23 protein-coding genes are annotated in these 20123 nt (G+C 36.8%); 13 read left to right on the forward strand and 10 right to left on the reverse strand.

Annotation, left to right across the window (positions count from 1 at the left end; genetic code table 11):
- The first annotated feature begins 47 nt into the window (after positions 1-47).
- On the forward strand, positions 48-515 hold the full coding sequence (locus tag COJ96_RS19365) for an SRPBCC family protein (protein WP_098575431.1): 468 nt from the start codon (positions 48-50) through the stop codon (positions 513-515).
- Between the two features lie 332 nt (positions 516-847).
- Here the strand turns inward: COJ96_RS19365 and COJ96_RS19370 are convergent, their stop codons facing one another.
- Positions 848-2263 carry a PQQ-dependent sugar dehydrogenase gene (locus COJ96_RS19370; RefSeq protein WP_098575432.1) on the reverse strand — a complete coding sequence of 472 codons (1416 nt, stop codon included), beginning with the start codon at positions 2261-2263 and terminating at the stop codon, positions 848-850.
- A gap of 379 nt (positions 2264-2642) precedes the next feature.
- On the opposite strand from COJ96_RS19370, the gene COJ96_RS29620 reads away from it, so the two are divergent.
- Complete coding sequence (locus COJ96_RS29620) at positions 2643-2795, forward strand: YjcZ family sporulation protein (protein ID WP_373561727.1); 153 nt, start codon at positions 2643-2645, stop codon at positions 2793-2795.
- 146 nt (positions 2796-2941) lie between these two features.
- On the opposite strand, the gene COJ96_RS19380 is transcribed toward COJ96_RS29620, so the two are convergent.
- Together COJ96_RS19380 and COJ96_RS19385 are read right to left on the reverse strand one after the other, a co-directional pair.
- Positions 2942-3841, reverse strand: coding sequence for a DMT family transporter (locus tag COJ96_RS19380; protein ID WP_098575434.1), 900 nt, complete (start codon positions 3839-3841; stop codon positions 2942-2944).
- Positions 3842-4409: 568 nt separating this feature from the next.
- The gene (locus COJ96_RS19385; protein ID WP_257148565.1) at positions 4410-4991 is read right to left on the reverse strand and encodes a helix-turn-helix domain-containing protein; all 582 of its coding nucleotides are present in this window, start codon (positions 4989-4991) and stop codon (positions 4410-4412) included.
- Positions 4992-5270: 279 nt separating this feature from the next.
- Between COJ96_RS19385 and COJ96_RS19390 the strand changes: the two genes are divergently transcribed.
- From COJ96_RS19390 to COJ96_RS19400, 3 genes are all read left to right on the forward strand, one after another.
- Positions 5271-6266, forward strand: a complete 996-nt coding sequence (locus COJ96_RS19390) for an ROK family transcriptional regulator (RefSeq protein ID WP_098575513.1) — start codon at positions 5271-5273, stop codon at positions 6264-6266.
- A gap of 51 nt (positions 6267-6317) precedes the next feature.
- The gene (locus COJ96_RS19395; RefSeq protein WP_098575436.1) at positions 6318-7532 is read left to right on the forward strand and encodes an MFS transporter; all 1215 of its coding nucleotides are present in this window, start codon (positions 6318-6320) and stop codon (positions 7530-7532) included.
- An 88-nt stretch (positions 7533-7620) separates the two neighbouring features.
- Positions 7621-8010 (forward strand): cupredoxin domain-containing protein, encoded by a 390-nt coding sequence (locus COJ96_RS19400; RefSeq protein WP_098575437.1) that lies wholly within the window; start codon positions 7621-7623, stop codon positions 8008-8010.
- A gap of 53 nt (positions 8011-8063) precedes the next feature.
- On the opposite strand, the gene COJ96_RS19405 is transcribed toward COJ96_RS19400, so the two are convergent.
- On the reverse strand, positions 8064-9008 hold the full coding sequence (locus COJ96_RS19405; protein ID WP_098575438.1) for an EamA family transporter: 945 nt from the start codon (positions 9006-9008) through the stop codon (positions 8064-8066).
- Positions 9009-9127: 119 nt separating this feature from the next.
- Between COJ96_RS19405 and COJ96_RS19410 the strand changes: the two genes are divergently transcribed.
- Complete coding sequence (locus COJ96_RS19410) at positions 9128-10027, forward strand: AraC family transcriptional regulator (RefSeq protein WP_098575439.1); 900 nt, start codon at positions 9128-9130, stop codon at positions 10025-10027.
- 153 nt (positions 10028-10180) lie between these two features.
- Positions 10181-10981 carry a CPBP family intramembrane glutamic endopeptidase gene (locus COJ96_RS19415; RefSeq protein WP_098575440.1) on the forward strand — a complete coding sequence of 267 codons (801 nt, stop codon included), beginning with the start codon at positions 10181-10183 and terminating at the stop codon, positions 10979-10981.
- Positions 10982-11052: 71 nt separating this feature from the next.
- Here COJ96_RS19415 and COJ96_RS19420 read toward each other — a convergent pair whose 3' ends face one another.
- Together COJ96_RS19420 and COJ96_RS19425 are read right to left on the reverse strand one after the other, a co-directional pair.
- Positions 11053-11517, reverse strand: coding sequence for a low molecular weight protein-tyrosine-phosphatase (locus COJ96_RS19420; protein WP_098575441.1), 465 nt, complete (start codon positions 11515-11517; stop codon positions 11053-11055).
- A gap of 234 nt (positions 11518-11751) precedes the next feature.
- A complete protein-coding gene (locus COJ96_RS19425) occupies positions 11752-12600 on the reverse strand; it encodes a helix-turn-helix transcriptional regulator (protein WP_098575442.1) in 849 nt (282 codons plus the stop codon).
- Positions 12601-12722: 122 nt separating this feature from the next.
- On the opposite strand from COJ96_RS19425, the gene fabF reads away from it, so the two are divergent.
- Positions 12723-13955 carry a beta-ketoacyl-ACP synthase II gene (gene fabF, locus COJ96_RS19430; protein WP_098575443.1) on the forward strand — a complete coding sequence of 411 codons (1233 nt, stop codon included), beginning with the start codon at positions 12723-12725 and terminating at the stop codon, positions 13953-13955.
- Positions 13956-14065: 110 nt separating this feature from the next.
- On the opposite strand, the gene COJ96_RS29335 is transcribed toward fabF, so the two are convergent.
- Positions 14066-14194 (reverse strand): hypothetical protein, encoded by a 129-nt coding sequence (locus COJ96_RS29335; RefSeq protein ID WP_257148566.1) that lies wholly within the window; start codon positions 14192-14194, stop codon positions 14066-14068.
- A gap of 115 nt (positions 14195-14309) precedes the next feature.
- Between COJ96_RS29335 and COJ96_RS19435 the strand changes: the two genes are divergently transcribed.
- Both COJ96_RS19435 and COJ96_RS19440 read left to right on the forward strand, forming a co-directional pair.
- Positions 14310-14819 (forward strand): RNA polymerase sigma factor, encoded by a 510-nt coding sequence (locus COJ96_RS19435; protein ID WP_180230185.1) that lies wholly within the window; start codon positions 14310-14312, stop codon positions 14817-14819.
- 15 nt (positions 14820-14834) lie between these two features.
- Complete coding sequence (locus COJ96_RS19440) at positions 14835-15929, forward strand: DUF4179 domain-containing protein (RefSeq protein WP_098575445.1); 1095 nt, start codon at positions 14835-14837, stop codon at positions 15927-15929.
- A 122-nt stretch (positions 15930-16051) separates the two neighbouring features.
- Here COJ96_RS19440 and COJ96_RS19445 read toward each other — a convergent pair whose 3' ends face one another.
- Positions 16052-16603 (reverse strand): helix-turn-helix domain-containing protein, encoded by a 552-nt coding sequence (locus COJ96_RS19445; protein ID WP_098575446.1) that lies wholly within the window; start codon positions 16601-16603, stop codon positions 16052-16054.
- A 102-nt stretch (positions 16604-16705) separates the two neighbouring features.
- On the opposite strand from COJ96_RS19445, the gene COJ96_RS19450 reads away from it, so the two are divergent.
- Both COJ96_RS19450 and COJ96_RS19455 read left to right on the forward strand, forming a co-directional pair.
- Positions 16706-17410, forward strand: a complete 705-nt coding sequence (locus COJ96_RS19450; protein WP_180230193.1) for an AzlC family ABC transporter permease — start codon at positions 16706-16708, stop codon at positions 17408-17410.
- Positions 17407-17733 carry an AzlD domain-containing protein gene (locus COJ96_RS19455; RefSeq protein WP_098575448.1) on the forward strand — a complete coding sequence of 109 codons (327 nt, stop codon included), beginning with the start codon at positions 17407-17409 and terminating at the stop codon, positions 17731-17733. Before COJ96_RS19450 ends, COJ96_RS19455 begins: the two co-directional genes overlap by 4 nt.
- A gap of 186 nt (positions 17734-17919) precedes the next feature.
- On the opposite strand, the gene COJ96_RS19460 is transcribed toward COJ96_RS19455, so the two are convergent.
- Positions 17920-18681, reverse strand: coding sequence for an SDR family oxidoreductase (locus COJ96_RS19460; protein ID WP_098575449.1), 762 nt, complete (start codon positions 18679-18681; stop codon positions 17920-17922).
- Between the two features lie 92 nt (positions 18682-18773).
- Positions 18774-18986, reverse strand: coding sequence for a hypothetical protein (locus COJ96_RS19465; protein ID WP_142333028.1), 213 nt, complete (start codon positions 18984-18986; stop codon positions 18774-18776).
- A gap of 160 nt (positions 18987-19146) precedes the next feature.
- Here COJ96_RS19465 and COJ96_RS19470 point away from each other — a divergent pair, with 160 nt between their 5' ends.
- Positions 19147-20055, forward strand: a complete 909-nt coding sequence (locus COJ96_RS19470) for a phosphate ABC transporter substrate-binding protein (protein WP_257148571.1) — start codon at positions 19147-19149, stop codon at positions 20053-20055.
- Positions 20056-20123 lie beyond the last annotated feature (68 nt).

Consider the following 20123-nt stretch of genomic DNA (forward strand, 5'->3'; position numbering starts at 1 on the left):
AAATAAATGATTGCAATTTTTTATTTATGGTCGAAGGAGGGGGAACTTTGAAAGTTGAGCACGAGTACACATTCGGATTGCCAAGGCACATTGTCTGGAAGTATATAAAGGATGAAAAAGTTCTAAGGAGCGCCATCCCAGGGTGTAAGTCTTTTATTGAAATTTCTAAGGGTGTATACCGAGCGGAATTGGAGTTCAAGATGGGTCCGATTCAAGATCTCTTTACTCTTGAGATTCGGCTTGAGGAGAAGAAGTCCGCTTCCTTGTATCGGCTGCATGTGAAAGGTACAGGTAATATCGGTGATATCGCGGGAAAAGCCGATCTGTATATAAAAGACTTCAACCGGGAGGCTAGCTTGCACTGTCAAGCTGAGGCAGAAGTTACCGGGGCAATTGCCTTAGCAGGTCAGCGTTTTTTAGAGAGCGGCGCTAACAAGAATATGGAAACTTTTTTTCAAAAAGTTGAAAAAGAAATCAAAAGAACTCTTTATTATTTGAAACGAAAAAGCAGGTGACTGGGGTTGGACAGTCACTTGCCTTTTATTATTTATAGTGATGTATGATTTGCACCTTTCAATGTGATAAATATCAGTTAGTTGACTAAATCAACTAATGCTTGTATGATATTTTTATTGTTAAATATTCTCAATATTAAGGTGGTAGATGGATGGAAAAACATCAATATGTAGAAAAAATTCGTAAATTTAATCGCTATTTAAGAGTAACTATTGAAAGGACCTAAAAGAACCTGAGCCTTTTTTCTGTCTCAGGTTTTCTCGGATTAAGAAATGGATCTTATTAATTTTGCATAGCTCCTGCTCATGGGAAGTTATTGAACGGTATGAATTTAAGAAATAATTTCAAAAATAGTACCTTGGTTAAAGTCGGTCACTTTCATAGAGCCATAAACCCCTAGATAAAGTCTGGTTTGATTCAGATTCGTTCCCAAACCAACAAAATAAGCGGATTGAGACCCAAAATTATAATCGGTTTCGATCACGCTATAATCATTTAGTTTACCATCCGTTCTGACCCTCGTATAAGCTAAAACACCTCTAACCGCCGATTGAGATTCTTTTTTCCGGGCAAGATCGGTAAACACAACGCTTCCTGTTAATTCAGGGATGCCATTCCCCATAAAGGCTTGCACCCCTGTAAGTGCCGTTCCTCCAAACTTATCGGGCCTTTGATCTTTATGATAATAACTAGTTAGCGGCTGAATACGCTTCACTGAAGTGGTTACGGCTTCATTGAAATAAGCGATGGTTTTCTCATCCAAAGCCGGATTTCCGGAGCAATCTCTTTTAATAGAAGTAGGAAAAGCACCTTCCCAGCCTCGCCAGCCAAAATTAATAAATCCTTCTTGGTCAAGTTCAGTTTTCATTAAAGAAGATTGAACAAGCTGAGTAACAGGTATTGGTTTATAGGGAACGAATGAAAAAATCGACTCTACTAAATCTTGTCCGACATTTCCCACATACTTGATATATTGATTATTTAACCTTTGAAATGAAATCCCTGGTATATTGCGAACTCCTTTGGCCAATAACGTTAGCGTTTCATAAATAGATGGGGGAAGTTCATGAAAACGTGTGACAACTGGTGGGTTAGTGATAAATGTATTCTTATCTACGTCAATTTCAATAATTTTACCAGCTATTTCCATATCATCCTGACTTAAATTAAAGGGATCATAGCCTGAACCACCATCTCCAGTGGTTAATATAAGTTTCCCTGTTTCAGGGGAAAAGTTTAAGCTATTGAACCCATTATGATTTAAAAATGGTCTTCTTATGTTGAGTAATGTCCGTCGTTTTTGAGGTTGACCATTCGATGGTAGAATCCATTCCTCCACCGTATCAATATGATCATACTGGTTTTCTCTATTTATCCATCTTAAGTTTAAAGTTTTGGGATCACAAGGGTCAGGGGTAAAATCTCCCGAAAGGGCACCGGGACCTTGTGAACCGGCTGCTGAATAATGAAGATAAAAAAGTCCGTTATGATAAAATTCAGGATGAAACTCCAGCCCCAATAATCCACGTTCATCATATCCGCCGCCAGAACTGCCTAGTTTTATGATCCGTGGGCGAATGTCTAAAAAAGTCCTTATCACTCCATTTCCTATGTAAAAGATTTCTCCAACCTGGGTTGCAATGAATAATCGTTCAATAGAGTCACCTGGAAGGACAGTTGTTTTCAAAACTGTGGGTAAATTTAACTTACTAACAATGGGTAGTAAACGAACCTTGACTTTTTTCAATCAACTTTACACCCCTTCGTAATGTTTTCTTTTATAAGAATATGATTAGAACTGTTCTATTAGTCTCAAATAAGTGCCAGGGAATCTAACAAAGCATCACACATACATTGTCATATTTCTGGAATAAGATAGGATTCTATGGAGGACGAAATGCCGTTCAAGAAATAAAAGATGCAGTGAATTTTTAATTTTGTAGGATCTTAGTGGATCGTCACAAAGTCACGCCCATATATAGTATAGACGGGCTCCAATTTCCTCTCAGAGTGTATTATAAAGTGTAAGGTAATTCTTACTCTTTATACATTTTCGAAAGGAAGTGAAAAAAATGAACAATGCCTTTCCGATTACTAATGCCTTACCGATTACTAATGCGCTACCGATTACTAATGCCCTACCCCAACCTACATTACCTTACTCCTATGGAGCTCCTGTTTATGCAGGTTGTTTTCCTGCACGTAGATGCGATGATTTTATTCTCATTGTAGTGTTGTTTATTTTATTAATCATTGTTGGTGCAGTTTGTTTCTGTTAAAAGATGTATATAAATATTAATGCTCAGAGTTTATACACCCTGAGCATTTATTTATGATGATTATTGTGTTAATAGACTCGTTAATCATTATGTGATGAATATAATGATGATGACTTAAAATTCATATTTTATGAACCCTGATGTTTCTAAGCAGTTCTTTTGTTCTTGATCACCATCTGCTTGAAATCCACTTCCATAAGAATAATAGAAATCATAATAAGCATTCCTCCAACAACTAACTGAACAGTAAATGATTCAAATCCAAACACTACTGAAAAAATACTTCCAAAAACCCCTTCAAGCATCATAATTAATCCAGCAGATGTTGCGGAAGTATGCTTTTGAGCTATAACCTGAACAGTTTGACCAACAAACGAACATATAATTCCCATATATAACAATGGCACTAATGCAACAGACCAATTGATATGAGTAAGCTGGTTATCCTCAACGAACAAGAAAAAAATCAATCCTCCTATGGCTTGTACAGCCGCAAGCATAAAAGCTACAATGCTGACATCAGTTGCTCTTGCCCCGTAGCCAAGATAAACAATAGATGCTGCATAAAAAAACGCACAAATAAAAGAATACACGTCACCGATATTTATGTTTAGTTCTTTATTTAATATTCCAGTTAATATGGTCATTCCAATTAAACATAAGGCGATGGAAAGAAAGCTTTTTCCTGGGAGTTTCTTTTGATAAATAGCCCAGGCAAAGAAAGGTATAATTACTACATATATTGCCGAAATAAAGGCGTTATTGGATGGAGTCGTATACTGAACACCGATAGTCTGTGTTATAAATCCGCCAAAATTAAGCAATCCGGCAATTAGCCCAATTTTAAAGTCCGTAATGGTCATTTTAAATATCTTTTTATAAAAAAACATAAGGATCAAAGCAACAAAGAGAAAGCCTCTGAAAAAATTTATGAGTCCTGCAGACGCATTTGCATCTAGCGCTATTTTCGTTACAACAAACCCTGAACCCCAAAATGCAGAGGCTATCAATAGTAGCACGTTTGCCATTGATTTAGTCATTTTCATATGTAAATTCTCCTTTTCTATAAAAAAATATCCCGCCTCTTCATGAAAAGAGACGGGAACGATTTACTCTTATACTGTTTTCATTGATAACTCAACGATAATTAGTAACGGAATTAATTTTCCGACACAACCCAAATCGAATCCCGAGTATGGGGGTTATTAAGAAGCATTGTTCATTGATGATAAATATACCTTTCGACGTTCCCAAACAATTCTTCTTTATACATTTTTTATACATTACTAATTTACTAAAATATCTTAAAGTAATCAACCCATGTTTTTTTAAAAGAGATTGTGAAGGATTGCACTTCTGTGGCATGGTATTTAACTATGAGTCTCTTTACATAAAGTGCAACAGAAAAGAAAAAAGCGTCAATTAGACGCTTTATTGGTAAGAGGTATTGTAAATGTTTTAGTTAAAGGATTACTTTATATTATGATAGCTTGTTTCAAAAGGTCATGGACAAACATGGACTTTATAAAAATATTTGTTTGACATTGACTAAAATTGTATACGAATGAACTGTAATAATCGAATAGGAATATTTAAGTCATCACCTGTTTTGTTTTATAAAAGCTGATAAAATAAACCAAATTTGGTATCATACCATAACAGTTTGCCATGTTTACGTTTTGGGATACTTGTTTGTAAACTCCATTCAGGATACTGTTTAATAATCTGAACTTGATCACCCGTAGCAACAGCAATAAATGATATATAATGATTTTTTGGATGGTCGCTTGAAATAAACCATTCATGATCAACTTCTGTAATTAATAGTTTTTCTTCGACTGTTGCTTTCTTCGCTTCTAATCGTTCTATCTTTCTCCCACAGCAAGATAGGCTGATATCTCCAGTTGCTAACACAATATTATTACATGACGGACAAACAAAATAATTCGACTTTTTCATATTTCCCCCTACAAATTGATTCGACGATAATTCACCATCTAAAATATTTTCTATATTTACTCCCAATAGGGTAGATAAGCTTGGTAATAGCGTTACATCTGGGCAGCCATACCCACGCTCCCATTTTGAAATCGTTCGATCAGAAATGTTCATTTGATCAGCTAATTGTTTCTGTGTTAGTCCTTTTTCCTTTCGCAAATGATAAATTAACTCTCCAACTTTACTATTATCCATCATTGTCTCCTCCTGCTCTATTTTCATCTTAGAGGTTTATTCGTTTGTCAACAACAAACGTTCCGTAGAGTTACACTTAATATAGGTATCTTTTCCTTATTTTTTCCTATACTTGCAAAGAAGGAAGGCTAGTTTCCAACATTAAATAAACTCCATTGTTTTCGGAAATTTTATATGATATATTATCAACATAACTTATTAAAGAACTTTAATANNTATTAAAGTTCTTTAATAAGATTATTTTAAGAGGTGGTGACTCTTGTGAATACGACTCCAAAATCGATGGGGAAAGAAATCCTCCGCGGTATTCGGAAATCTCTTCTAGAACTTGGAAATGCAACAAAAGTTGAACTTAGCGAAAAATTAGGGATTAGTTTCCCTACGATCAGCAAATTCTTAACCCAAATGGAAAAGGATGGGGAACTTATTTCAGTTGGTCTTGATCATTCGAGTGGGGGAAGAAGGGCAAAAAGATATACATATAATCCGGAATATATGTTAGGGTTGGCTATCTATTTAGAAAGAACAGAGACAAATTATATTGTCTTTAACTGTTTAGGTGAAGTGAAGGATGTTGGAAAAACCTCAAGTCTCTTAGCTGCTGGAGATTTAAGTTTATTAACTGTATGTGTTGACGAGATACTAAGGAGCTATCCGAAGATAAGTTCTATAGCCATCGGTGTACCAGGTTCCGTTGATAAGGGACGGATTTTTTATATACCAGGGTATGAACATCTTCAGAACATTGACTTAAAGGGATACCTAGAAAATCGTTTCTTCATACCTGTTGTCATTGAGAACGATATGAATGCAGCCGTGCTTGGATATCACAAAAGTAAGGGGATTAAGAAAGATAAATCTCTTGTTTATATCTATTCAGGTCATAATGGTCCAGGTGCTGGAATTATGGTAAATGGAGTCGTGGTACGAGGAAGTACTAATTTTTCAGGAGAGGTTTCATTCGTTCCACAGTACGATGACAAAAATTTTGGCCAGGCTTTGCAAAATGAAACCAGGACGAAGAAAGCGTTTATAGGTGAAGACTATGAGATTGACGCCATTAGTAGGTTAGTAGCTTCATTTGTAGCTATCATTAATCCTTATACATTTATTTTCTGTGATGATGAAGTCAACGCAAATACCTTAGAGCAAATTGTTGATCAAAGTTCAAAGTATATCCCATCTGAACATCTTCCAGAACTTATCTTGAGTGATTGGCAACAAGACTATTTATTGGGATTACAAAGTCTGGGGCTTGATCTCATGATTACCGGATAAGCAGTTAAGAAAAATCAATACCATATGAAAAAATGTAAAGGGGGGACTAATATGGCAACATTCTTTTTATTAATTATTTACTTGGCATTTATCAGCTTAGGGCTACCTGATTCATTGTTGGGCGTGTCATGGCCATTGATGCAATCGGAGTTTGGAGCACCACTTGAGACAGCTGGATTGCTTTTTATGACGATTGCAGGAGGAACGATTATTTCAAGTTTTGCTAGCGGAGCTGTATTGAAACGCTTCGGGACTGGGATTGTCACATTTTTTAGTTGTTTAATGACAGCTGGAGCACTGCTTGGCTTTCATTTTGCGCCTTCGCTTTTTTGGTTATTTATTTGTGCTATTCCACTAGGCTTAGGTGCAGGTGCAGTGGATTCAGGATTAAACAATTATGTTGCTTCACATTACAAAGCACACCACATGAGTTGGCTGCATTGTTTTTGGGGAGTGGGAGCTACACTTGGCCCCGTCATTATGGCTCAGTTTATTTCAGGGCAGCATTCTTGGAGAAGCGGTTATCTTGCCATCGCCGGTCTACAATTTGTATTAGTTGTCATTCTTTTCTTCACGTTGCCTTTATGGAACAAGGTTGGAGGAAACAGCACGGTGAGCCCATCAAATGAGCAAGAGAATACGGACCAAATTTATAGTGGAGCAGATATTAAAAATCAAAAACCATTGCAAATTAGGGGAGTTAAGCTAGCTTTAATCTCTTTCTTGTTTTATTGTGGCGCAGAGGCAACGATGGGATTATGGGGAAGCAGCTTTTTGATCAATGTGAAAGAATTATCGGTAGATACAGCAGCCAAATGGGTGTCCATCTATTACGGTGGAATAACCTTTGGTAGATTTATAACAGGCTTTATTACCCTAAAAATAAGGAGTCGGACGCTCATTCGGACAGGGCAAATAATCGCATTGGCTGGTGCCGCCTTCTTATTCCTGCCATTGCCGTCCACGTTCTCTCTTGTTGGTTTTATGATGGTTGGAGTAGGATTGGCACCGATCTTTCCATGTATGTTGCATGAAACGCCCACACGATTTGGGCAGGAACAATCCCAGACCATCATGGGGTATCAAATGGCTGTTGCTTATACAGGTAGTACGTTCCTGCCGCCTTTGCTTGGTCTCCTTGCTGCACATATAACAATAGGAATCTTCCCATTTGTCATTGCAGGTTTCATTGCAATCATGCTCTTAGGATCAGAGAAATTAAATGCCATCATGAAAAGGAAAGAATTAATGAGTGTAAAAAAATAACAACTCCACAGTCATGTAATCTTAAGATTAAATTGATAAAATTGTATGAATTGGAAAATAATAGTGCTTAAGAAAGGAGGGCTTGGTTATGTATTTGAAAAAGTGGTTAACTGGATGGGTGGTTGTACTTGCGATGATTGTGGTGATGGCAGCTCCAGGTTCACTCTCGGTATTCGCTAAATCCAGCGTCGGAGCACAGCCTGAACAGACAGTGAATGCGATAGAGGTTCAACTGCACGATGATTACTTTAATCCGAAAGCCATCACTTTGCAAAGTGGACAAACGACAACGTTAATATTGAAAAACCAAGGGAAGAAAAAGCACACCTTCACCGTTGAAAAGCTCGGAATTAACACCGAAGTCCAGCCGGGAACTGAAGCAACCATTACAGTGACACCGAAAAATCCAGGTACATATGACCTGATTTGCCGGTACCATTTCCAGTCAGGAATGGTTGGAACAGTAATCGTGAAATAACAAGCAAGGCTTAAATGATTATTCTAGTAAAAATAAAGCCCCTCTCAGCCAATCTAGCTGATTTTGAGGGGCTTTTGCTGTTTAGAAAGTTGGTTACGCGTTGATGAAGACTCTTTTTTCATCGCCAACAAGAATATCAATCCAATGATACAAGCTGTCCCAACCCATTGGAAAGGACCAAAGGGTTCTTTTAACCAAAAGACTGTTGTTATAATGGCAGCAAGCGGCTCAATACTGCCTAGAAGACTGGATTCTTTAGGTGCCAGACTTTGTAAACTTTCTATATAAAACCAGAAGGCAATCATCGTACCAAAGATGATCACGAAGACTAAATAGAAATAAGCTTCGAGCGGTAAGCTTGTAAAGTCCATTTGCCAAGGCGGATGGATAAAACTTAAGGCAAAACCACCGATCATCATTGCCCATCCGACAATGACAAGGGAATCGTATTGCGCAAGGAGTGGAACGGCGTATAGCGTATAAAAAGCTAAAGCGATTCCAGATAAAACACCCCAAACGATGGCAGGTGTTGACACAGATAATTGAGAGATGGAGCCATTTGTTAATAAGAAAAAACAACCAACTAATGCGAGAATAACAGTAATCAAATCTCTTAGTGTTATAACCGTTTGTTTACGGAAAATTAGGTAAACGATAATCATAACAGGTGCTAAATACTGTAGTAGTGTTGCAACAGCCGCATTTCCATGTTTAATGGAAGCCATGTAGGTATATTGTACCGCAAGCATTCCGACTAACCCGAAGATTATTAATTGAATCGCAGTCTTTCGAGTTCTCCAAACACCAAATATCTGGGACCGGTCTTTTCCGAAAAATTGAACGGTTAAGAGTAATAAACCTGCTATAAGCAAGCGGGTGGTTACCAGCCAATCTACATCGATTTGATATTGATGAAAAAGCTTTTTTGCTACGGTGCCACCAATTCCCCAAAATACTGCTCCTGTGATAACAAGAAGTATTCCCTTTTGTCTATTCATGAAAGATACTCCACCTTAAAATATAAAAATAGTGTTATAATATTTTCAATCATAAAGGGAAAATCTCTGAAATAATACCCAAATTGAATAATAAAATATAAATAAATTGAGGTGGTCAAATGCAAATGAAAGACTTTCTGGTCGACCAAAGCTTAAAAGAATTAACGGAACATCGAACAACTGTCTTACCTATTGCATGTTACGAAACCACGATTAACCAAAATATTAATGGATATATACCACTTCACTGGCATGATGAAATTCAGTTTGTTCTCGTTGTAAAAGGGGAAGCCGTTTTTCAAATAAATGAAGAAAATCTGATTGTTCAAGAAGGAGAGGGGCTCTTTATAAATAGTGGCTGCCTGCATATGGCCAAAGATCTGAAGGATTCGGCCTGCGCCTATATTTGTTTAAATGTTTCTCCAAGGTTCGTTTTATCACAAGAGCTTTATTCAACCTTTGTATCCCCATATATACAGGCGACTAACATTCCATATTTACCTTTGATTCCTAAGGAACTTTGGGCGAATAATATTTTGAGTTCTTTAATGAAAATCAACCAGTTGATAAAAGAATCTCCACCATATTATGAAATCGACATCAGCCACCATCTCTCGTTAATGTGGAAGAACCTCATTATGAATGGTATTCAATTAGAGTACGAACAGCCGGAAATGGTGAAGAATCATCGAATGAAGCAAATGTTACATTGGATTCACCTCCATTATGCTGAAAAAATCCTTTTAGAAGATATTGCACGAGCAGGTCAATTAAGCCGCTCTGAATGTTGTCGATACTTCAAACGAATTTTAAAGACATCCCCTTTGAACTATGTAACCGATTTTCGAATTCAAAAAAGTTTAGTTTTACTACAACAACCAGAAGCCAATGTCACAGATGTTGCCTATCAAGTAGGATTTAACAGCACAAGCTATTTCATTGATAAATTCCGAAAGTCGGTGAACATGACCCCATTGGCCTATAAAAAACATAAAAATACCAGTTTTCTTGTGAACTAATACATTTAAAGTAACGGTGTAAAAGTTGAAGAACCAGCTGCCAAAATTCTTGGTGGCTTTCTTTTTGTGTGGTAAAGAAGTTTGCAATTAAATGTTATACGGAATAGCTTGTCTACATAACTATGTATAAAAGGCATAGGGTGTGAAAAATTCATGCGAATATTAAAGAATGTATCTTTATTTTTTCTAGCCTCTATATTACTAATGCTAACAATTATGTTTTTGAACGATAGGTTTAATTTAGGTATTTCTGATAACGATATAGACATTTTTCTTGGACCTTCAATTATGTTAATTTACTTCTGGATTGTTTCTCCGGACCTAAGGAAGCACTTCTATATACAATTTATTAGAGTCAAGGCTTTTGATAGAGTGGTATTGTTACCCGTTCTATTAGCAATATTGGTGCTTTTTTTGTTGTATTCCTATTTCTATTTTCCAGCATTATTTGCTAAAGAGCCATTATCGGTTGGTAATGCTCAATATTTAGGGCATCAAGAACTTACTACTGCTGGCGAGATTTTATTGTTAGGGATCATAGGACCTTTTAGTGAAGAATTTCTATTCCGCTTCTTTCTTATTGTTTATTTGCCGTACCTAGCCCTCCATCACACGTTTATAAAAAAGCCTCTCGAAACAAAGAAAAACGTGAATAAAAGTATTTCTAAACCTTTTATATTCTTAGTAAATGTAGCGAATAAGGTTTACTACCGAGTATTTGAAAAGAAAGATAAAAAACTAATAAGTAGCTGGGTGATACTAGTTTCATGTTTCTTTGCTTTCGTTCATGGACCTGACCTTTATTCATTTCCGCTCTATTTTTTACCTGGTATACTATTTAGCTTTGTCTATTTAAAGTACGGGTTTTTAGCAAGTTGGATTTGTCATGGAACTGCTAATACATTATCAGGGATAGTTAATGCTATATTTATCTCATTTCTTAATGGGAGATGAAAAGAGGTTAGTTGAAGTAGAAATGCAATTCAATTTTTCTTTATTTACATAAAAAAGTGGATGCCTTGTTGTTATAAGTTTTGTTCGCTCCGTATTTTCTTGAGTAATACCTGGCAGCCAGCTGAAACAAGACGATAGGTTTCATCAAAATCACCTGTATAAAATGGATCGGGGACATCTTTCCTGTATTTGGTCAGGTCCAGTAGCCTAATGATCTTTGGATGTTTAGGCTTCCCAGTTATCCTGTAAATATTTTTTATGTTGCTTTCATCCATACCGATAATATAGTCAAATTTCCAAAAGTCTTCTTTCTTTAGTCGTCGTCCAACAAGCCCATTAGAAGAGATATTGTATTTCTTCAGAATATCAAGAGTTCCTTCGTGCGGTGGGAAGCCGATTTGCCATGAACTGGTTGCAGCGGAATCAACTGCGATTTTGTTTGTCAAATTTGCTTTTTTGACTAAGTTGCGAAACAAAGCTTCAGCCATCGGTGAACGGCAAATATTCCCCAAGCATACAAATAAAACGTTGATCATGAAACTTAACCCCTTTAATTGCCTTCTTTTCATTCGTAATCACAAAGTATGTACCAAACAGAAAAATGGAACGGCGCTAGTGCTATTTTTAGAGGTTGATTTTACGTTTGTTCAGGATACCTAGCTAATAATTCAAAAAGGGCAATAATGAAATGAGGCGAAGCGATCCGCCTCTTTTGTTTAGTTTACAATCAAATGGCCTCAATCTATTATTTATGTATTGCATTTTGGCAATTAACTTTTTTCACTTTTATTCATTCTTCTCTTCAGTTTTTCTTCAGTAGAGGAACCCTCAACTGGAGAATAAATGCTGCACCAAAAATCTGTATCCCCATGAACTTGTAAAGAAGTTAAATTAAAAATCATTTTACCTGCCTTGGAATGTCTGAATTCAATCAACACTTCGGGTGCCATATTTACTTGATTTTCTTGCCATAAAGATTGAAAATCTGGATTAAGATTCGACATTTCTTCAAGAAATTGAGTGTACCATTCATCCCCCATATTTTGCCCATAATAAACTCTAAAGATGGAAAGAAATCCTTTCACAAAATGCTCCCAATTGACAGCTAAAGCCCTCAACTCTTTCCTCGTAAACACTAAGCGGATTAAGTTTCTCTGTTCGATAGGAATTTGTTCGAAATCCAGAAAAACATAGGCTGCAGCAGGATTCCAACCAACGATTTGGAAATGTCGGTCTGTGATCAGAGTAGGGCAGTATTTTAATTCTGTTAAAATTTTTTCTAAAGAAGGGGAAAGTTTTGTTTGTAAAACTTCATGTTTATACACATTTGTGTTAACTTCTAATGCTAAATCGTATAGATACTTTCGTTCATCATTATTTAACTGTAGAGCAGATGCTATAGAATCCAGTACAGAAGACGAGACTTTAATATCTCGCCCTTGTTCTAGCCATGTATACCAGGTAGTGCTTACTCCCGCTAACTGGGCAACTTCTTCCCTCCTTAGACCTGGAGTTCTCCGCCTAATTCCCGTTGGTAATCCTACTGATTGAGGTTGTATAGTTGCACGTTTTGACTTTAAAAATTTTGATAGAGCTTCTAATCTTGTTTTACTATTCACGTTAAATTACTCCTGTCTTTAAACGATATCATAGTACTAATTATACTATGATAAACAACAACTTGTAATAGGATAAACACGGTGCCAAAATATAGATAATCTAATAACGAGGGGGAAGAAATATGGAACGAGTTGTGATTACAGGGATGGGAGTCGTGTCACCATTGGGAAACAACGTTGAAACATTTTGGAGGAATTTAACCGAAGGCAGGTCTGGAATTTCTTACATTAATACATTTGACGTAAGTAAACATAAAACCAAAATTGCTGGATTAGTAAGGGACTTGAATGCTGAAGATATACTTGGTCAGAAGGAAGCTAGGCGTATGGATAGATTTTGTCAATTCGCTCTCGTTGCAGCTGAACAAGCATGGAACGATTCCAATTTGAACATTAAGGAAATAGATTTAGAGCGTCTTAGTGTATATATTGGTTCGGGAATAGGTGGAATTGAGACTTTGATGCAAAATATTGATGTACTTCGAGAAAGAGGACCACAAAGGGTAAGTCCAACAATGGTGCCTTCGATGATAGCAAATGCAGCTTCAGCACAAATAAGTATCAAATGGGGGGCATTGGGACCTTCTATGGCACCTGTTTCCGCTTGTGCAATTGGAAATACAGCTATTGGAGAGGCTTTCAGAATTATTCGGTATGGTACGGCTGATGTAGCATTTGCTGGAGGGGCTGAGGCAGCCATAACAGAATTGTCTCTAGCCAGTTTTGGGAATGCAAAAGCGTTGTCTTCGAGGAATGATGAACCAAGTGCTGCTAGCCGTCCTTTTGATGCGAGTAGAGATGGTTTTGTAATGTCTGAAGGTGCAGGAATTTTAATACTTGAATCCTTAACACATGCTTTACGCAGAAATGCACGAATTTATGCTGAAGTAATTGGATATGGTGCTAGTTCTGATGCATATCACATGGTTTCTCCACATCCAGAAGGTAAAGGAGCCTATCTTGCAATGAAAATGGCTTTAAAAGATGCGTCCATTTCTACAGATGATGTAGATGTAATTAGTGCTCATGCAACAAGTACAGAGATAGGTGACATATCTGAAACAAATGCTATAAAAAAATTGTTTGGCGAACAAGCATACAGGATACCAGTTACGGCTAATAAGTCGATGACAGGACATTTATTAGGAGCAGCTGGTGGGGTTGAAGCTATTGCATTAGCAAAAAGTCTCCAAGAGGGCATCATTCCGCCTACTATCAACTTAGAACACCCCGATCCATTATGTGATTTAGATTATGTACCAAACGTAGCCCGACAAACAAATCTCAAAATAGGGATCTCCAATTCATTTGGGTTTGGTGGGCATAATGCAGTAATTGCCTTGAAAAAGTATTAAATTGTGAAAATAGTTTTATTAGAGAGAGTGAAGAAATGTACTTTCTATCGGGTTACTTATCTTCAATAAAAATAAAATCAAGGACCTTATTTGTGGTCCTTGATTTATTTTTAAATATCAATAATATTATTTAACAGAGCTTTAAAGTAAGAAAGGGAATCCTCATATGTAAAATCCAACAATTCGTCTAGTAAATCCCCAACATGCAAACCCAGAAATGAGAGGATGGTTAAATCCATATTTCTGCCCCATATACAATTGATACAATTATGCAATAATAGAGAAAAAAATAAATTTTTTACCAATAAAAAACAAAAGTCGGCCGTCTACTATATGAAAGGAGGCCAAAGAAAGATGACTCAAACTAGTTTGCATCAATTAAAGACCTTGGTGGATCCCCGGGATGAATTTAAACAATTATATATTGACCATAAAAAGCATGTTTTCGCGATGGCGTTATCCATTTTAAGAGATTTTGAATTGGCCGAGGATGTACTGCAAGAAGTGTATATCAAACTTTACCAACATTCAAAGAATAATCAAGTGACCAATGTCAGAGCATGGCTGATTCGGGTAACGCGAAACACGGCACTTGACCTTTACCGGAAAAAAAAGCGCGAATTGACCGGGTTTGACGACCAATATTTTGAACGCCTGGAGTACATATCCGAAGATCCTGTTGACAAAATCGTGTTATCCAAATACCTTGCACTTCTCGATAGTGGAGAGCGACAGGTCGTCATCATGAAGGATATCTCGGGGCTAAAGCATAAAGAAATCGCCAAAATTATGGAGATGCCTCTGGGAACCGTTCTCTGGAAATACCGAATGGCCTTGAAAAAACTAAAAAAAGGTCTGGAGTGAGGAGGGAATTTTTGAATGGAAAATGAAAAAATCATGAAGCATTTAGACAATGCTTTGGAAAAGCAGGTCCCAGATGTATGGGATGAGTTGAATCACAAAATCGACCAGTTAGAAGACAATTCTATAACCATAAGAAAGAAAAAATCTTCTTTTTCAAGAAGGATATTACTTACGGCTGCAGCCTGTTTGATTGCGGCATCTTCCCTGACTTTTTCGCCAGTAAGAGCGGCGATCCAAAACGTTTACGATAAAATTTTCTCAAGCGAGCATATCGATGATAGTGGATTAAAATCCGCCCTTACAGATGGAATGGGACAAGAAATCAACCAAGTCTACTATGATAAAGATCACGATATTACCGTTCATTTTAATAGTATCCTGATGGATGACAAGGAAACCAAGCTTTTGGTTACCTATGAAAGCAAGAAAACTAATTTGAAAAACTATTACCTTGATCTTTTTGAAGGCTATACTTCCATGAACTTAGTGGTTGACAATAAGGTAAAGAAATTGAAAAATATCGGCTGGGGCAGCCGTTATTACGATGAAAAGGCGAACAAAGTGGCAGAAGCGCTCTCGTTCGAATCCATCAGCGCGTTTCAAGGGGATGAAGTCCATTTAAAATTGAAAGATTTGACCATTCATGGAAAAAATGAGGCAAGCCGAGTAGATACCGTTTGGCCACTTGATTTCAAGCTCTCGAAAGAAGCGGTGGGTAGTCGCGAAACATTCGAAATGAGTAAAGAATTTACGTTTAGAAATGAAATCTATCAAGTAAAGAGAGTGGAATTTTCGCCACTTGAAACAAGGGTGGTCGTCACTGGCACGGACATTAAACCACATATCGAAAACGGTGTTGCCTACGATGTGTTCAGCAAACTCCAACTTCAACTCTTAAATGCCAGAAAAATTGATAAAGAAAAAGGGTATACTGTCGATTACAACAAGTCTGGTGTATTCTTGAATTCAGCCGGAAAAATGGCCAATCCAATCTTCAGCAAGGCGGAAGCAGACGGACCGCGTGACCAATACGTCCTCTACTTCGCACCAGTCAAAGACCGCCAAAACATCGTCCTTCAAGTGGGCAATTTAAAAATTAACCTAAGATAAAAGGGGAGCTGTCTCAAAATTTTTGGGGCAGTTTTCTTATTGAGCTAAAGGGGAAGGTTAACTGTTTGAAAGGTTGTGTATAGTTTACACAACTTTTCTTCGATTCCACCTAGAAATAGATATTAGTCGGGATAAAAGATAATTAGGTAGAATCTAACTAGTTCATCCGAAGAGTTTATATACATGTGTTCAGTATTTGCAATAAATTTAATCGACTCATCTGTGATTAATTCAAACCTCTCACCTTGAACTTCAAGTGTCAGTATCCCTCGTTGTATAAGTACATATTCCTCACCTATATGTTTTTCAGATATATGACTACATCCTGGCTTTAAGTCCACAGCAAAAATCTCAAACTTTTTTTCGGGGTTAAATGGGAAGATAGAATATACAAGATAATTTCCATCATTATCAATCATGGGATTGAGTTGATTAATGTTTATTTTTTCAATTTGTGGCTTTTCATTTTCCTTTAAAAAAGCAGAAAAAGATACGTGTAATCCATTTGCAATTTTCCAGAGAGTTGTCACAGTAGGGTTTGATTTTCCATTTTCAATTTGACCTAACATTGCTTTACTAACTCCAGTTAGCTCTGCTACACGATCTAAGCTTAATCCTCGCTTTTTTCTTATTTCGGCAAGATTACTAGCGATAACCTCTTGTATGAACTCCATAAATAATCTCCTTGACTCTTTTTATATATTCATTATAACATACATACATATAATATAACAGACAGAAGGGTGAGGGGTACTTTGATTGAATTAACAAATGAAATGAACAGCGAAGAGAATCTTTCAACATTTTCTCAAGGCGCAAAAGATTGTATCCCAACCTTAATAGGTTACATCAGTATTGGAATTGCTATGGGGATTGTTGGAGTCTCCTCAAATCTAAGTATTACAGAAATTACTCTTTTAGCTGCATTAGTTTATGCAGGTGCCTCTCAGTTTATTATCTGTGCTCTCTTAGTAACTGGAAGTCCGATTACAGTCATTATATTTACCACTTTTATTGTGAATTTGAGGAATTTTTTATTATGTATGGCATTGGCTCCGCACTTTACAAAATATTCTCTAATGAAAAATATCGGGATTGGTGCTCTTGTAACAGATGAGTCGTTTGGGGTTGCCATTAATAAAATCTCCAAAAATGAATATATGAATGCCGAATGGATGAACGGATTGAATATAACCGCTTATATATTCTGGATTTTATCTTGTATGTTGGGTGCCATTTTAGGAAAATGGATTTCAGATCCAAAAGTATTTGGATTAGATTTTTCTTTAACAGCTATGTTTTTGGCATTAGTTGTTTTGCAATTCCAAAATATTGAAAATGAGAAGCTTAAATTCTATTTAACATTAGTTTTGTACGTGGTTCTATTAATGATCGTTCTTTGTATGTTTGTTCCTTCTTATATAGCAATTATTTTATCGACAATTATTGTAGCAACGATTGGAGTGGTAAAAGACAAATGAGTATAAATTTATCCATTTTATTAATCATTTTAGGGTGTGCCATTGTAACCTTTGTTCCGAGAATCATCCCATTTATAGTTATAAGAAATATTAAGCTGCCAAAAGTTGTTGTCAAATGGCTTTCGTATATCCCTATTTGTATTTTTACTGCACTGATCGTTGATAGCTTTATCGTCAAAGACACATCATCATTACTATCGATTGATTGGAGTGTGCTCACAGCTATTATTCCAACTCTTATGATAGCCTTATGGACAAAGAGTTTGTCAGTTACTGTTTTAGTGGGCATCGTATGTATGGCTACTGTTAGATTTATATTTTAATGAAGAAAGATAGTGAACAAAAGTACTTAAACGGGTGCAAGAGGTGAGGATCCAGCTGCCATTTTGGCGGCTGTTTTTATTATGCAAAACGGGGATATTAGTTAAAAATGGACTGGCTAATTAAAAGAAACTCGCTTCTGATGAGCGAGTTTTACTTCTTCATGTTCAGACATGAAGCATAGAAAATTATTCAATTGTATTTTTCGTTGCATTGTACATATTTGCTACGTGTTCATCGACTTTATCTCGTGACATTCGTAGTCGTTCCACTGAAGTACCATATCCAATTTCTTGTTTACCCTCTACTAATCCTTTAAAAATCCCATCTGCGAATTCATCTAACGGTTCACCATGAGTATGCAACCCTGCTCCGCCTAAATCTGTATTCACTGCCGGAGGGGCAACTTCAATTACTTCTACAGATGTATCAGAAAGTTGGTGTCGTAGACTCATAGTAAATGAATGAAGAGCCGCTTTCGTTGCTGAATAGATTGGAGCAATAGCAAACGGAGTAAACGCTAACCCAGATGTAACGTTAACGATAGTCGCCGCTTCTTTTGTAGCAAAAAATGGTGCAAACAGCATAGATAGATGTATTGGTGCTTCAATGTTGGTTGTGATTTCTTGATTGAAATAATTCCAATTGTTCTTCGCATCTGCTTTTAACACATTAAAACGTTGTTGAATCCCTGCGTTGTTCACTAACACATTCACTTCTGGAAAGTTCTCTGTTACCCAATCAAACAATGATACACGCTCAGATTCAGTGCTCAAATCACTTACATGGGTAATAAGGTCCGGGGAATTTTCTTTTGCATTTTGAAGTACATTTTCACGTCGTCCAGTAACGATGACTTTATTTCCAGCTTTGATAAAACGCTCTGCGAAAGCTAAACCTATCCCGGCACTTCCACCAGTAATAAGGATTGTATTTCCTGAAAGTTTCATTTTAGTTCCTCTTTTCCAATTTTTTCCACTTAATAAAATAGGAAAATATACGAAGTAATCCCATCCTGCTGACAGATGGGATTTTACCTTTTTTATTTTTTTACAGGAGGATTGTTGATATCCACATGAAAAGGGAGAAGATTATCATCTTCATTCTGATAAAACTGTTCCTGAATTTTTTGATTGGCTATTTCTGTATCAGAGTTTGGCTGGGAAGACATCCTCTCACTATAATCGTTAAAACTTCTACTCATAGCCTGATTTGCCTGCGTAGTAGCATTATTTGTTTCTCCTTCTTTTAACACATCAATCCCTCGCTTCTTCATTTTTTGTGACCTTAATATCACTTATTAATTTTGTTGTTTTGAAATAATAAATACATGCGACTTATTAGCAAATTTAATTAATAAAAAAAACTCCGGAAGGCATTCTAACAATGAAATAAAAATTTCTTCTAGGAGAATGATGAATATGAAAAAAATTAGCTTATGGATGACTATTTTAGCTTTAATAGTTTTCTCCGCTGCGTGCGGTGGAGGCAATAATAAGAATAACGGTGGAGACACCGCTGAAAAGGGAAAGAATGGAGTATCTGGTTCCATAGTTGTTTCAGGTTCATCTGCTATGCAGCCACTAGTTGCAGCTGCAGCGGAAGAATTTATGGCGAACAATCCGGATGCGGATATTCAAGTTAATGCCGGCGGATCTGGTACAGGCCTATCACAGGTTGCGGAAGGATCCGTTCAAATAGGTAACTCAGATGTATTTGCAGAAGAAAAAGAAGGGATCCCTGCAGATCAATTAGTCGACCATAAAGTAGCCGTTGTTGGTATCACAGCTGCAGTCAATCCCGGAGTCGGCATTAAAGACATTTCAAAAGAAAATCTTATTAAAGTATTTACTGGGAAAATTACTAACTGGAAAGATGTAGGCGGTAAAGATCAGAAAATCGTCTTAGTTAATCGCCCTGATGCTTCCGGTACTCGTGCCGTATTTAACAAGTTCGGTCTAGATGGAGCAACACCAGCAGAAGGTATTACCGAGGATTCCTCAAATACTGTTAAAAAAATCGTTAATGAAACCGCAGGTGCCGTTGGTTATTTAGCCTTTTCTTATTTCACTGATGATAAGGTAACGCCGTTGTCAATTGATGGGGTGGAAGCTACTGATGAAAATGTACAAACTGGTAAATTTCCTATTTGGGCCTATGAACATTCTTATACAAAAGGTGAACCAAGCGGGGCAGCGAAAGCATTCTTGGACTATTTAATGTCAGACGACGTTCAAAACACCTTATTAAAAGATCAAGGGTACCTACCCGTCACAAAAATGCAGGTGGAACGTGACGCTAAAGGGAATCAAACAAATAAATAAGAGATCCTAGGTGGGAACAGGGTAAATGTACTAACACATTTACCCTTATAACGTAATTCAGGGGTGTT

The sequence above is a fragment of the Bacillus sp. AFS073361 genome, from assembly GCF_002567005.1.
In the GTDB taxonomy this organism is placed as follows: Bacteria; Bacillota; Bacilli; order Bacillales; family Cytobacillaceae; genus Neobacillus.

Coding starts and splice junctions, on each gene's coding strand:
- COJ96_RS19380 (WP_098575434.1), bottom strand. CDS start 3,841: ATGAAAATGACTAAATCAATGGCAAACGTGCTACTATTGATAGCCTCT.
- COJ96_RS19385 (WP_257148565.1), bottom strand. CDS start 4,991: ATGATGGATAATAGTAAAGTTGGAGAGTTAATTTATCATTTGCGAAAG.
- COJ96_RS19390 (WP_098575513.1), top strand. CDS start 5,271: ATGGGGAAAGAAATCCTCCGCGGTATTCGGAAATCTCTTCTAGAACTT.
- COJ96_RS19395 (WP_098575436.1), top strand. CDS start 6,318: ATGGCAACATTCTTTTTATTAATTATTTACTTGGCATTTATCAGCTTA.
- COJ96_RS19400 (WP_098575437.1), top strand. CDS start 7,621: ATGTATTTGAAAAAGTGGTTAACTGGATGGGTGGTTGTACTTGCGATG.
- COJ96_RS19405 (WP_098575438.1), bottom strand. CDS start 9,008: ATGAATAGACAAAAGGGAATACTTCTTGTTATCACAGGAGCAGTATTT.
- COJ96_RS19410 (WP_098575439.1), top strand. CDS start 9,128: ATGCAAATGAAAGACTTTCTGGTCGACCAAAGCTTAAAAGAATTAACG.
- COJ96_RS19415 (WP_098575440.1), top strand. CDS start 10,181: ATGCGAATATTAAAGAATGTATCTTTATTTTTTCTAGCCTCTATATTA.
- COJ96_RS19420 (WP_098575441.1), bottom strand. CDS start 11,517: ATGATCAACGTTTTATTTGTATGCTTGGGGAATATTTGCCGTTCACCG.
- fabF (WP_098575443.1), top strand. CDS start 12,723: ATGGAACGAGTTGTGATTACAGGGATGGGAGTCGTGTCACCATTGGGA.
- COJ96_RS29335 (WP_257148566.1), bottom strand. CDS start 14,194: ATGGATTTAACCATCCTCTCATTTCTGGGTTTGCATGTTGGGGATTTA.
- COJ96_RS19435 (WP_180230185.1), top strand. CDS start 14,310: ATGACTCAAACTAGTTTGCATCAATTAAAGACCTTGGTGGATCCCCGG.
- COJ96_RS19440 (WP_098575445.1), top strand. CDS start 14,835: ATGGAAAATGAAAAAATCATGAAGCATTTAGACAATGCTTTGGAAAAG.
- COJ96_RS19445 (WP_098575446.1), bottom strand. CDS start 16,603: ATGGAGTTCATACAAGAGGTTATCGCTAGTAATCTTGCCGAAATAAGA.
- COJ96_RS19450 (WP_180230193.1), top strand. CDS start 16,706: ATGAACAGCGAAGAGAATCTTTCAACATTTTCTCAAGGCGCAAAAGAT.
- COJ96_RS19455 (WP_098575448.1), top strand. CDS start 17,407: ATGAGTATAAATTTATCCATTTTATTAATCATTTTAGGGTGTGCCATT.
- COJ96_RS19460 (WP_098575449.1), bottom strand. CDS start 18,681: ATGAAACTTTCAGGAAATACAATCCTTATTACTGGTGGAAGTGCCGGG.
- COJ96_RS19470 (WP_257148571.1), top strand. CDS start 19,147: ATGAATATGAAAAAAATTAGCTTATGGATGACTATTTTAGCTTTAATA.